The 12747-nt window shown below is 67.6% G+C and carries 11 protein-coding genes; 8 read left to right on the forward strand and 3 right to left on the reverse strand.

Features of this window, described 5'->3' with window-relative positions; translation table 11 throughout:
* The coding region (locus VGF12_RS25425) for a hypothetical protein (RefSeq protein WP_331178842.1) at nt 1–721 on the forward strand (721 nt) is incomplete at its 5' end.
* A gap of 7 nt (nt 722–728) precedes the next feature.
* Here VGF12_RS25425 and VGF12_RS25430 read toward each other — a convergent pair.
* Genes VGF12_RS25430 through VGF12_RS25440 form a run of 3 tightly spaced genes read right to left on the reverse strand, consistent with a single transcriptional unit; the run spans nt 729 to nt 3896 of the window.
* Nucleotides 729–1343: a glutathione S-transferase family protein gene (locus tag VGF12_RS25430; protein ID WP_331178843.1), complete on the reverse strand. Its 615-nt coding sequence runs from the start codon at nt 1341–1343 to the stop codon at nt 729–731.
* Nucleotides 1340–1624: a hypothetical protein gene (locus tag VGF12_RS25435; RefSeq protein WP_331178844.1), complete on the reverse strand. Its 285-nt coding sequence runs from the start codon at nt 1622–1624 to the stop codon at nt 1340–1342. The genes VGF12_RS25430 and VGF12_RS25435 overlap by 4 nt, the downstream gene beginning before the upstream one ends.
* Complete coding sequence (locus VGF12_RS25440) at nt 1617–3896, reverse strand: FdhF/YdeP family oxidoreductase (RefSeq protein ID WP_331178845.1); 2280 nt, start codon at nt 3894–3896, stop codon at nt 1617–1619. Before VGF12_RS25440 ends, VGF12_RS25435 begins: the two co-directional genes overlap by 8 nt.
* A 498-nt stretch (nt 3897–4394) precedes the next feature.
* On the opposite strand from VGF12_RS25440, the gene VGF12_RS25445 reads away from it, so the two are divergent.
* The 7 genes from VGF12_RS25445 to VGF12_RS25475 all read left to right on the forward strand — a co-directional run.
* A complete protein-coding gene (locus tag VGF12_RS25445; RefSeq protein WP_331178846.1) occupies nt 4395–5090 on the forward strand; it encodes a hypothetical protein in 696 nt (231 codons plus the stop codon).
* A 234-nt stretch (nt 5091–5324) separates the two neighbouring features.
* A complete protein-coding gene (locus VGF12_RS25450; RefSeq protein ID WP_331178847.1) occupies nt 5325–6767 on the forward strand; it encodes an ATP-binding protein in 1443 nt (480 codons plus the stop codon).
* A 23-nt stretch (nt 6768–6790) separates the two neighbouring features.
* Complete coding sequence (locus VGF12_RS25455) at nt 6791–7495, forward strand: hypothetical protein (protein ID WP_331178848.1); 705 nt, start codon at nt 6791–6793, stop codon at nt 7493–7495.
* Nucleotides 7496–8028: 533 nt separating this feature from the next.
* Nucleotides 8029–9372, forward strand: coding sequence for a sigma-54 dependent transcriptional regulator (locus tag VGF12_RS25460; RefSeq protein WP_331178849.1), 1344 nt, complete (start codon nt 8029–8031; stop codon nt 9370–9372).
* Entirely contained in the window at nt 9372–10736 is a 1365-nt protein-coding gene (locus VGF12_RS25465) for a sensor histidine kinase (RefSeq protein WP_331178850.1), read from the forward strand. The genes VGF12_RS25460 and VGF12_RS25465 overlap by 1 nt, the downstream gene beginning before the upstream one ends.
* Nucleotides 10737–10794: 58 nt before the next feature.
* Nucleotides 10795–11868, forward strand: coding sequence for a PEP-CTERM sorting domain-containing protein (locus VGF12_RS25470; protein ID WP_331178851.1), 1074 nt, complete (start codon nt 10795–10797; stop codon nt 11866–11868).
* Nucleotides 11869–12027: 159 nt separating this feature from the next.
* Nucleotides 12028–12747, forward strand: a 720-nt coding sequence (locus tag VGF12_RS25475; RefSeq protein ID WP_414710203.1) for a protein kinase domain-containing protein, incomplete at its 3' end; no start/stop codon positions are given.

Below are 12747 nucleotides of genomic sequence, written 5' to 3' on the forward strand. Positions count from 1 at the left end.
GCGGGCCAGCGCCGCCGGGACCGGCGCGCGGGGGCAAGCCACCGGCCCGATCGCGGGCGCTTCCGTACCGTCGCCGTCCCACATCGGCGCGGAGGGGTACGGCCCGCACATCGATCGCGCGCTCGTCGGCAACGACGCCACGGCGGCTTGGGAAGCGGTGCGCTGGCTGCGGCGCTGCGCGTCGACCGAGGCGCGGCGTGGCAGCTTCCAGCAGGCTCGCGACGTCGGCGTCTCGCCGGACCTGATGACCCAGCTGATGGTGGAGGCCGACGCCGAGGGCCGGCTCTGCCAGACCGTCACGGCCCAGCACCAGGCTCAGCTCGCCGAGCTGGCCTCGCGGGCGCTGCGTGCCGGCGTGCCCGAGGCGGCAGCGGCCTTCGCCGCGCCGGCGTTCCCCGGCGAGTTGGATATCGCACAACGGCAGGCGGTGGCCGATGCGCTGCGGCGCGACGCCGAGGCCGGGGATGCGATGGGCCTCATCGGCGCGGCCCGGTCCCACCCAGCCTGGGGCCTGAGCGACGCCGAACGGCTGGGCTTCCTGGTGGCCCACGGCCTGCTGCAGAACCCGCCCATGCCCCCGCTCCCGGACCCGTCCCTGGACTCATCGCAACGAGCGCAGAACGCACTGAACCTGGCCGCCCCGCCGAGGCCGGAGCAGTGGGCCGCCGCCCGGCAGGTGGCGCAGCGGATCGTCGAACGCGCCGCCGGCGCGCGCCCCTGAAGTCGCCTCAGGGCATGCCGTTGTCGACGTAGTCCGCGAACCCCGGCCGTCCAGCCATCCGCCGCAACCAGGCTTCCACGGCCGGCAGCTCGACACGCTCGATGGGTGCGTTCTTCCAGCGCTGGGCGGACAGGCCCAGCACGACGTCGGCGAGGGTGAAGTCCGGTCCCGCGGCGAAGGCGCCGGTCGCGGCGAGCTGCCGGTCCAGGAGAGCCATGTGGCGGTTCCAGCTGTCGACACTGGCCGCGATGGCCTCCGGCGTGGCGGGCTGGCCGCGCACCAGCGCCGTGAAGGCCGTGCGCCACGCGTTGTTCAGCTCGCCGGCCTGCCAGTCCATCCATTGCTCGACGCGGGCGCGAGCCTGCGCCTCGGCGGGCAGCAGCGTCGTCGCACCCTGTCGATTGGCGAGGTAGCGGCAGATGGCATTGCTCTCCCACAGCACGAAGTCGCCGTCGACGAGGACGGGGATCAGGCCGTTGGGATTCATCGCGAGGTACTCGGGCTCGCGGGGCGAGCGGAAGCCCGCACCCCAATCCTCGCGGTCCAGCTCAAGGCCCAGGAGCGCGGCGGTCCACATGACCTTGCGCACGTTGATGGAGGTGAGGCGGCCGAGAAGCTTCATGGCGGTGATGGCGGTGGCGGTGGTGGCGGTGGTGGCGGCAGTTGGCGGGCGGCCTCGCGGCCGGCAGGGGTGAGGTGGGCGGTCCAGCGCCCGGCATCGTCGCAGGCCAGCCGCACCCAACCGGGTCCGCGCGCGCCGCCGATGGCGGCATCGCTCAGCGCGGTGCCCTCGCGCAGCAGCACGCTGACGCGCTCGTCCAGCCGCTTGGCCAGGCGCGCCAGGGCCACGCCCGCGCCGTCGTCCAGCGCCAGCAGCAGGCGCAGCAGCCGGTCCTCAGCCATGCCGGCTCAGCATGACGGGGATGGACTTGGACGTCGGCGTTCGCGCGACGAGGGAGAAGCTCTCCAGCGGGACCAGCGGGTTGGTCTCGGGGTAGTAGCTCGCGAGGCAGCCGCGCGGGATGTCGTAGGCCACCAGCAGGAAGCGCTCGGCGCGACGCTGCTGCACCTCGGCGCCGTCCTCGGCGACGTAGAGGCTGGTGATGTCCACCCAGTCGCCGGCCTTCATGCCGAGGTCCCGGAGGTCGTCAGCGTGGATGAAGACGACGCGGCGGTGGCCGTAGACGCCCCGGTAGCGGTCGTCGTGGCCGTAGATGGTGGTGTTGTACTGGTCATGCGAACGCAGCGTCGTCAGCGTGAAGACGCGCACGTCGCGCTGACGGTCCGCGACGCGCCGCTCGGCCAGGTCGGTGGGCAGGGCATGGGTGCTGAACTGGGCCTTGCCGCTGGCCGTGGCCCAGACGCGCTCGCTGGCCGTGTTGCGCAGGCGAAAGCCACCCGGCTGCCTGACCTTGTCATTGAAGCCGGCGAAGTCCGGCAGCACGGCCTCGATCTTGTCGCGGATGCCCGCGTAGTCGCCGGCCAGCTGCAGCCAGGGCGTGCGGCTGTGCGTCAGCGTCGCGGCGGCCATGCGCGCGACCAGCATGGGCTCGGAGAGCAGGTGCTCGCTGGCCGGCGCATTCATGCCGGCAGACAGATGCACCATGCTCATCGAGTCCTCCACCGTGACGCCCTGTGGACCGCTGGCCTGGACATCGATCTCGGTGCGGCCCAGCACCGGCAGCACCAGTGCCTGGCGGCCGTGCACGACGTGGCTGCGGTTGAACTTCGTCGTGATGTGGACGGTCAGCTCGCACCGGCGCAGCGCCCGCCACGTCGCCGCGGTGTCGGGCGTGGCAGCGGCAAAGTTGCCGCCCATCGCGATGAAGACCTTGCCCCGGCCGTCCAGCATGGCCTGGATGGCGGCGACGGTGTCGAAGCCCGGCTCGCGCGGCGGCTCGAAGCCGAACACCTCGCCGAGGCGATCGAGAAAGGCCGGCGCGGGCCTCTCGTAGATGCCCATGGTGCGGTCGCCCTGCACGTTGCTGTGGCCACGCACCGGGCAAACCCCGGCACCTTCGCGCCCCAGGTTGCCGCGCAGCAGCATCAGGTTGACGATCATCTGGATGGTCGCCACAGAGTGCCGGTGCTGAGTGATGCCCATGCCCCAGCAGGCGATGACACGGTCGCTGCCGGCGTAGATGTCGGCGGCCTGCTCGATCTGCGCACGCGTCAGGCCCGAGGCCTCGACGAGCGGCTCCCAGGACTGCGCTCGCAGTTCGGCCACGAAGGCGTCGAAGCCCTGCGTGTGCTCGGCGATGAAGGGCTGGTCCAGCGCACCAAGCTCGACGACGCGCTTGCACATGCCCTTGAGCAGCGCGAAGTCGCCACCCACCTTGAGCTGGAAGTAGTGACTGCTGATCGGCGAGTCGCCCAGCGTGGCCATCTCCAGCGCGTTCTGCGGATCGGCAAAGCGCTCCAGACCGCGCTCGCGCAGCGGGTTGAAGCTGACGATGCGCGCCCCGCGTTTGCGCGCGGCGCGCAGCTCTCCCAGCATGCGGGGGTGGTTGGTGCCGGGGTTCTGGCCAAACACGAGGATGCAGTCCGCCCGTTCGAAGTCCTGCAGCGTGACCGTGCCCTTGCCGACGCCAATGGTGGGCTTGAGCCCCGAGCCGCTGGGCTCGTGGCACATGTTGGAGCAGTCGGGGAAGTTGTTGGTGCCGTATTCGCGCACGAACAGCTGGTACAGGAAGGCGGCCTCGTTACTGGTGCGGCCCGAGGTGTAGAAGATGGCCTCGTTGGGATCCGGCAGCGACTGCAGCTCGCGTGCGATCAATGCGAAGGCGGCGTCCCAACTGGTGCGCTGGTAGCAGTCGGTCCGGGCGTCGTAGACCATGGGCTCGGTGAGCCGTCCGGTGGCCTCCAGCTCGTAGTCCGACACCTCGGCCCACTCGCTCAGGGTCTTCGCGCCGATCACCTCCGGCGTCGCCCGCCGCGCCGTCGCCTCGGCGGCCACGGCCTTGGCACCGTTCTCGCAGAACTCGAAGGTGGAGCGGTGATCGCGGTCCGGCCACGCGCAGCCCGGGCAGTCGAAGCCGTCGGCCTGGTTGGCGTGGAGCAAGGTCTTTGCGCCCTTCACCGCCACGCCCTGCTCGTTCAAATGCCGGGCGACGCTCTTCAGCGCACCCCAGCCGCCGGCCGGGCCGTCATACAGCTCGATTTTTTGCTCACTCATGGCGATCAGACTAGCAGCTACGGCCCGCGCGGCGCACGGGTCGATGGCTGAGCCGGGGGGAATGATGGCACGCGGCGGCTCGCACTTGTCGACGTTCAGGAACGAGACGAAATGCGGGGGCGGCTTCAGGCTGATCTGGATCGTTCACGATTCGGTGCCTGAACGGCAGCAGCGACTTCGAGAAAGGCGAGCCCTTCTGCAAGCAGGCGCCTACGCCGATCGGCCGACCTTGTCGGAAGAGTTGACACTTATGCGGCTTGAGGCGAGCGAAGCGCGGATGCTCGCCCCGGTTGTCAGTGGGAGAACCGCGTTTCCGCGGGGCGGTGGTGCGCTCCTTGCAGGTGTATTGACGGCCCCGTTCGTTGCAACGACAACCCGGCGAGGAGCACCTTGAGCACGAACTACGCACTGCCCATGCAATCGTCCGACCGCCCGCTCGCGCAGGCCATCGACCGTTGGATCTGGGTCTTCATGGCGGCCCTCTTCGTGGCCATCACCTTGACGGGCTTCATCCCGGACTCGCTCATGAAGGTCGAAATGGTGCGGGCCGGTGCGCGGGCGCCGTTCCCTCTGGTCCTGCATGCGCATGCCGTCCTCATGGGGGCGTTCCTGCTGCTGCTGCTCGCTCAATCCACGTTGATGGCGGCCGGCCAGAGCGCGCTGCACATGAGACTGGGGCGCGTGGCCTTCATGCTGGTGCCAGCCATCGTCGTCGTCGGCATCATCCTCGTCCCGACGAGCTATCAGCAGGTCTGGAACGCGGCGCAGGCGGCACCGCCTTCAGTGCAGGAGAAGTTCGGGGATCTGTTGGGGCTTCTCGAGAACATCGCACTACTGCAGCTGCGCATCGGCATCCTCTTTCCTGTCTGCATTGCCTTGGCCTTGCGCGCACGACGGACCGACGCCGCCTTTCACAAGCGCATGATGTTCCTGGCGACCGTCCTGCCCCTGCCAGCGGCGATCGACCGGATCAGTTGGCTGCCGACCACCATGCCGGGCAGTCCGTTAGCGGCAGACCTCTACACCTTGTTGGCCCTGTCGCCGATGGTTCTGTGGGACCTGGTCAGGCACCGGTCGGTGCAGCGGGCCTACTTGGTCTGGCTGGGGCTGTTCCTGCCATTCGCTGTCGCCGCCCACCTGCTGTGGGACAGGCCCGGGTGGCATGCGCTCGCATCACAGGTCCTGCGGCCGTGAGTTTCGCCCGGCTTTAGGCCGACCGAGGCGGGTGTCGGCCAGGAGCTGAAGCCAGCCGCCAGGTTCAGACGGCCGCCCTAGGCTGAATGCGGAAGCCCACCAACGGCTGCTCTGCGGCTGTTCAGTACCCGGCAGGGAGTCCAACGTGCTGTGGACGTACCCCACGCGCCGGGACATCACCAATTGGTCGGACCGTCGCGAGTCTGATTCAATTCGAAGAGGTAAGGGGAGACTGTGGAAATAAGAATTATTGAGACCAAGACCAAAGCCATCGCGTTCGGTGATGGGGGGCGGCTCGGAAGGAACAAACTTGATGTACTGACCGGGCCTAACGGCTCAGGAAAGACCGAGGCGCTCACCGTTCTCGTCGATGCATACGCTCGGTTTCGGGAAGTCGCGGAAGACGACAAGGGAGGAGTGCCACTATCAGCGTTCGGCCGGTTGTTTGGCAAAGCGACAGCTCTGCCCTCCAGAGTGCTCGCCCAGACGTTTAGTCCCTTCACTCGTTTTCCAGAACCCCCGCGTGCCGGAGTGCGACTGCTTGATGTCTATGAGCGCGGTACGGAGCGGCACGAGCGCTACATCTGCGTGGGGCTGCATAAGTCCTTTCGCGGGATGGCCGGACATCTATCTCGAAGGATTCTTGAGGAAGCGCTGTTCCGAGTGAGCGAGTTCCCCCCGGCGAGTGAAGCCCTTTTTTCTGTGATGGAGAGTCTGGAGTTTTTGCCAGAGCTAAGGCTTGTTTATCGACCGAAGCCCGGCACTCAGAAGCTATTTAGCGACCCACACCAGGGCGCGGTTTACGAGTTCCTTAGCTCCAATTTGGAGCCCGGGCCAAGGTTTAAAAATCCTCTTTCAGCAAGCATCAATGAAGCTCTGAGTTCCCGGAGCCTAGACGAAGTTGCCATGGCGATTACTGACGCCCTACTAGAGGCGCGGTCTTTGATGGGCAAGGTCAAGCCTCGAAACTTGCTGAGTTTGGATGTGAATTTGTGGTCTATACGCCGCGAGTTCTATCTGCTTCAGGCATTCTCGTTGCTTCGCCGCCTTAACCTGCTCTCTCTGACTCAGTGCGAGGTTACGCGAGCAAAAGGCAAGGATGCGTTCGATATCGCGAATGCGAGTTCGGGTGAGCAGCAAATGCTCTGCTCCATCTTCGGACTCGCCTCTGCGATTCGCGACGAGGCGCTGGTACTCATTGATGAGCCAGAACTTAGTCTCCATCCGAAGCGCCAAATTGAGTTCATTGATGCCATCGAATCGATGTTGAAGATGGTCTCCGGTTGCCACGTCATCTTGGCAACTCATTCGCCGGTGGTGGTGCAAGCTGCCCAGGCGCTTGGCGCCGGCATTACTCAGTTAGGCGAGACGCACGCCCATAGTTCGATGGAGAGAACCTCGAAGCAGTTCTCCGTAGAACAGGCACTGTTGGAGGTCTTCGATACTCCGGTGTCAGGAAGTGCCCACGTCTCCAATCAAATCTTCAAGGCTATTGTCTCTGCTGAAACAGGCGATGCCGAGGAGAGGAACCTTGCCAAGCAGGAACTCGAAGGGCTCGAGCGGCTATACAAAGATGCAAAGATAAGTGACCCGACGCCTGCACTCATTAAAGACGCGCTTCGTCTTGTAAATGAAGCTGAAAACGACGATACCGACGGAAGGGAGATTGAGGAGTGACGGCGCGCCAGAGAGTTGACGCCTTGGCGAAGCTGAAGACGCTGTCGACTGACGAGCATTACCACCTCCGTGAGTCCGGTCTGGCCGACGAGACCGTGTGGGGCCCCAAGAAGGAGCACCCCCTGTACAAGCTGGTGACGAATTTCAAGTCAGAGGTCAAGACTTACTACTACTGGGGGCAGGAGTGCCGCTGCTGCTACTGCAGTTCAGAGCTTCCAAAGCATGGTCGCAGTTTTGATGCTGAGCACATTTTGGACAAGTCGACCTATAGACAGTTCATGTTTGACCTCAACAACTTCGGCGTTGCCTGTCCAGTCTGCAACACTCACAAAAGCAAGAAGAATGTGCTCACGTCTGGGTATAACGCGGGGCTGGCTGCGCTCCCCACTGACCCGGGCGACTACCTTATTGTGCACCCCCACCTCGACGAATGGTCGCACTACCTGATGGTCGATGGCGACGGACTCATTAAGAGTATCAAGCCAGACGGCAAGGGGAAGGACACCATCGACATTTGCGGCATCGAAGCCGTGAATTTCACGAAGCTTGCGGTGAAATTCAGTCTCGAGCATCGCGAGGACGCCTATAAGTTGATGTGCCATCTCGTGACGAAGAAGCCCAGCAAAAAGAAAACTGCTGAGCTCTTTTTACTGCTCGACCGTCTTGCCGAGAATACCCCGCAGGCGCAAGCGGCAGTGCGAGGTTTGCGAGACCTATTGACTCCTTAGCTCCGCACTAGAGTGCTCAAATGAGCCAACCTAGCATGCACGCCAGACGTTCTAGCTGCGCGTCTTACGATGGATTCGGAAATGGCTTGATGCCGTGACATTACCTTTCCATGCCGTCTGTCCAGCGAGGTGCAGCTTTCTAACATCCGAGTCCAGGAAGTTGAGCTCTCTACGCCACTCAATGCTGAGCAGGTGAACCGCCTCGGGAGGCCGCTGAAGTCGAACGTTGAACGACAGCTTCCGGGCGTCGAGTTCAGCAAGTCGAAGGACCGCACCCGCTGCACAGCCGACTTCCGCCTTCCCGTAGCGATGCAGCGCGGCGAAGCACGAGTCGCCCTCATCATCCCGATCCCGACGATGCCCGTCATGCCGATGGCCAGCAAGGCTGGCACTCGGGGTTTCCAGCATCCAGCGGCACAGCACGCGGGTCGCAAGGCGACCGTGCGCCGGTATCCTCCCACCGTCAATCGCCAGCGCGCCGCCTCGGCAGCCGCCCGCCGACAACCTCCCCGGCCCCCAGCCCATGCTCCCCGATGCGACGAGTTCTGATCATTGACGACCACCCCGGCGTGGGCCAGGCCCTGGAGTTGCTGCTGTCCCTGCATGACATCGAGGCCAGCGTGGCCGCCAGCCCCGAAGAAGGCCTGGCGCTGCTGGAGGCACGGCCCTTCGGCCTGGTCATCCAGGACATGAACTTCACGGCCGACACGACCTCGGGCGAGGAAGGCGAGCAGCTGTTCCGCGCCATCCGCGCCCGGCGACCGGACCTGCCGGTCATCCTGCTGACGGCCTGGACGCGGCTGGATGCCGCCGTCGCCCTCGTCAAGGCCGGCGCCGCCGACTACCTCGCCAAGCCCTGGGACGACGCCAAGTTGCTGGCCACGGTGGAAAACCTGCTGGAGCTGGGCGAAGTGAACCGTGAGATCGCGCAGCTGCGCGAGGCACGGCGCGAACGGCAGGCCGCGCTGGCGCGGCGCCACGACCTGGCCGGCCTGGTGTTCGGCTCGGATGCAACGCTCTCGCTGCTGGAGCTGGCCGGCCAGATCGCCATGGCGCCGGTGCCGGTGCTGATCACCGGCCCCAACGGCGCGGGCAAGGAGCGCGTCGCCGCCTTCGTGCATGCCAACTCGGCGGCCAGGGAAGGCCCCTTCGTCGCGCTGAACTGCGGCGCGCTGCCGGCCGATCTCATCGAGGCCGAGCTGTTCGGCAGCGACAGCGGCGCCTACACCGGTGCGGCCAAGGCCCGCATGGGCCGCTTCGAGGCGGCCGACGGCGGCACCCTCTTCCTCGACGAGATCGGCAACCTGCCGCTGGCCGGCCAGGTCAAGCTGCTGCGCGTGCTGGAGACGGGCCAGTTCGAGCGCCTGGGCTCCAGCAAGACGCGCCAGACCCGCGTGCGTGTGCTGTCGGCCACCAACGCGGACCTGCGCGCCATGGTCAAGGCCGGGACGTTCCGCGAGGACCTGTTTTACCGCCTCAACCTCATCGAGCTGAAGCTCCCCGCCCTGGCAGAGCGCCGTGACGACGTGCTGCCGCTGGCCGAGCATTTCCTGGCCGGACGCGCCCCGCTGAGCGATGCCGCGCGCGAGGCGCTGCTGGCACACCGCTGGCCGGGCAATGTGCGCGAGCTGAAGAATGCCGTCGAGCGCGCAGCCCTGCTCTGCCAGGGCAGCGAGATCACGCCTGCCCTGCTCGGGCTGGAGGACGCCGGCGGCAACGGCGGCGGCGCCTGGCGCAATCTCGACGAACCCAGCCGCGAGGCGGTCACCGCGGCATTGAATGCGGCCGGTGGCGTCGTCAGCCGCGCGGCCAGCCAGCTCGGCCTGTCGCGCCAGGCGCTGTACCGGCGGCTGGAACGTTACGGGATCGCGCCTTGATGCCACTGTCGCTGCGCACCCGCGCGCTGCTTTCCCTGGCGGCGGCGGCCGTCGTGCCGCCCCTGGTCATCCTGGGCGTGCGCCGCGCCGGGCTGGAGGCGGGCGTCGCCCTGGCGGCGGCCATCCTCGTGATGCTGCCGCTGATGGGCTGGCTGGCCGCGTTCTGGCTGGCGCCGCTGCTGCGGCTGACGCGCGCGCTGGAAGGCGCCGTGCTGAGCTACCGCGACGGCGACTTCAGCCTCAACCTGGCCCCCAACGGCCCGCGCGAGCTGGCCGCGCTGACGCGGCTGCATGCCGAACTGGGCCTGGCCCTGCGCGAGCAGCGCCAGCACCTGACGCAGCGCGAGCTGCTGCTGGACACCATCGTGCAGAACACGCCGGTCGCGCTGGTGCTGACCGCGGCCAGCGAGCGCATCGCCATCGCCAACCTGGCCGCGCGCCAGCTGCTGGGGGACGGCCGCAGCCTGACCGGGCTGGACTTCGCCACCGTCATCGCCGCCCAGCCGGAGACGCTGCGCGAGGCCCTCGCCGGCGACGGCGACCGGCTCTTCACGGTGACACTGCCCGACGGCTCGGAGGAGACCTTCCACCACAGCACGCGGGCGTTCCGGCTGCAGGGCCAGCCGCACCGGCTGCGCCTGCTGCGGCGCATGACCCGGGAGCTGTCACGTGCCGAGGTGGCGACGTGGAAGCGCGTCATCCGCGTCCTCAGCCATGAGCTGAACAACTCGCTGGCGCCAATCTCGTCGCTCGCCCACAGCGGTGCCGAGCTGGCGCGGCGCGGCGACGTCGAGCGCCTGCCGCAGGTGCTGGCCAGCATCGGCGAGCGTGCAGCGCATCTGCACGGCTTCCTGGCGGGCTACGCCAGCTTCGCCAAACTGCCCGCGCCGCGCCGCGCCGAGGTGGACTGGGCGGCGTTCCTGAACCGGCTGGCCCTGTTGGGCGAGTTCCATCTGGACGGGGAGCTGCCGGGCCAGCCCGGCTGGTTCGACGCGGCGCAGATCGAGCAGGCCCTGCTGAACCTGATCAAGAACGCCCACGAATCCGGCAGCGACCCCGACGAGATCCTGCTGCGGCTGCGGCCGCAGGGCGCCGAGATCGCCATCGAGGTGCTGGACCGGGGCCCCGGCATGAGCGAGGCCGTGCTGGGGCAGGCGCTGCTGCCCTTCTACTCCACCAAGCGCACCGAGCCGGGTCCCCGGGGCGGTACCGGCCTGGGCCTGGCGCTGGCGCGCGAGATCGCCGAGGCCCATGACGGCCGCATCGCGCTGGCCAACCGGCGCAACGGCGGGCTGCGCGTGGCCATCCGGCTGCCCCAGCCAGGCGTCCTGTCGAATAGGGATGGCAAGCCCGGCAGTTCGTGACAGACTGCACAAATTGTGTCCGGGCCACTGCCGGCCCGTTCCCCTGGGAGCCGTTGCCATGTTCCTCCGCGTACCCCTTCGCACCCTGGTCCTGCTCGGGCTCTCGACCCTGGCCTGCACCGCCCAGGCCCAGTCGCAGTTCCGCGTCTTCGCCGAGGCCTACGCGAACTACTACAACAGCGTCCAGACCACCAGCCCCGTCTTCGGCCTGGATCCCGGCGGCCATCCCAACACCGTCTACGGCACCATCAACTACGGCTCCGACTACGCCAACGCCGCCGCCTACGACCAGCTCACGCCCCTGCCTCACGTGACGGCGGGCGGTACCTGGGCCGGCGATGCCAGCCAGGGCATGACGACCGTGACCAGCCAGGCCTACGGCATGACGAACTGGGGCAGCAACCACGCCAGCGCCTCGACGTCGGGCTACACGCCGGTCAATCAGAGCTATGACGGGCAGTTCATCGTCGGCGGCAACAGCTGGCCCATGCACGTGGAAAGCAGCAACTCCAGCTTTGCCGTCGGGCGCTCGACCTGGGAAGAGCTCTACCAGATCGGCGGCGGCACCGGCACCGGCCAGTTCACCGGCACCGTCCACATCGACGGCACGCTGGCCGGCACCCTGGGCAGCGGCACCGCCACCCTCGACTGGTCGCTGAAGACCTTCTCCAACCAGCTCGTCGCCTCCGTCTCAGCCTCCTACGACGCCAGCGCCGACCTCTGGTCCATGAACGTCTTCAGCAACGGCCTGTGGACCAACACCACCGGCAACGGCCCGCTGACGATCAACACGGACGTCATCGGCGGCTACAGCTTCACCTATGGTGCAGCGCTCTACCTGAAGTCCGAACTGGTCACCAGCATCTCCGGCAACGGCTCGGCCGACTTCTCCAACACGGTGCAGTTCACCGGCATGTCGCTGCCGCAGGACGCCACGGTGTTCGTCATGTCCGGCGCCAGCGCGGCGGACTACGGCATCTTCTTCGCGGGCAATGGCAACGGCACCATCTGCCAGGACCTGGCCTGCGCGGTCGGAGGCACGGCCCCCATCCCCGAGCCGGGGACCTACGCGATGCTGCTGTCCGGCCTGGGCGTCATCGCCTGGGTGGTACGGCGCCGCCGCCGCCGCTGAGCCCGCCTTGGTCAGGGCACGCCCTGACCGGCGTGGCAGCGCCGCGCCCGGCTTGCCGGCCCCGCACATCGCGGCGGCCGTGAGCGAATGCGCGAGCCGGCCCGGTTTGCAACGCCGGGGGATGACGGGCCCCTGGGGTCACCCCTAACATGCTGCGCCATGCGCATGCCCAACCTGTCACTGCCGCCACCGGCCGCCGCCGCTCCGCTGGAGGAAGGCCAGGCCCTGGGCGTGTGGCGCCTGGTCCGGCCGCTGCCCGATGGCGAGCAGGCGCATGCGGGCCAGTGGTACAGCGCCCATCACGCCCTGGCCACCAAGCAGCAGGCCGCCGTCCTCGTGCTGGACCGCAGCGACCAGGGGGCCGGCATCATGCTGCGCTATGCCGATCAGGCCGGCGACCTGGCCAAGCTGCAACACCCCTGCATCGCGGTGCCCAGCGACAGCGGCGTGACGCCGGACGCCCACCCCTATCTGATTCTCGAAGGCACGCACGGGGAACCGCTGCTGCCGCGGCTGCAGCGGCTCGACCTGCGCGAACGCGTCGAGCTGCTCGTGCAGCTCTGCGAGGCGCTGCGCACGGCCCACCAGCAGGGCTGGCTGCTGGCCGAAATCGATCCCTCCATGATCTGGCTCGACCCCGACGGCAACGTGCGCCTGATGGGCCTGGGCCTGGCCCGCATCCCCGACCCGACCGATCCTTTCGATCGTGGCTTGAGCCTGGGCGCGTCGCCGGCCTTCATCGCGCCCGAACGCCGCAACGGTGAGCCGCCCAGCCTGGCCAGCGAGGTCTACGGCCTCGGTGCGCTGTGCCGCGTCTTCGTCTGCGGCTGGGAAGACACCCCCAAGGGCCTGGCGCCGCTGCGCAGCGGCGCCGGTCAC

The sequence above is a fragment of the Roseateles sp. genome, assembly GCF_036404855.1.
GTDB lineage: Bacteria > Pseudomonadota > Gammaproteobacteria > Burkholderiales > Burkholderiaceae_C > Pelomonas.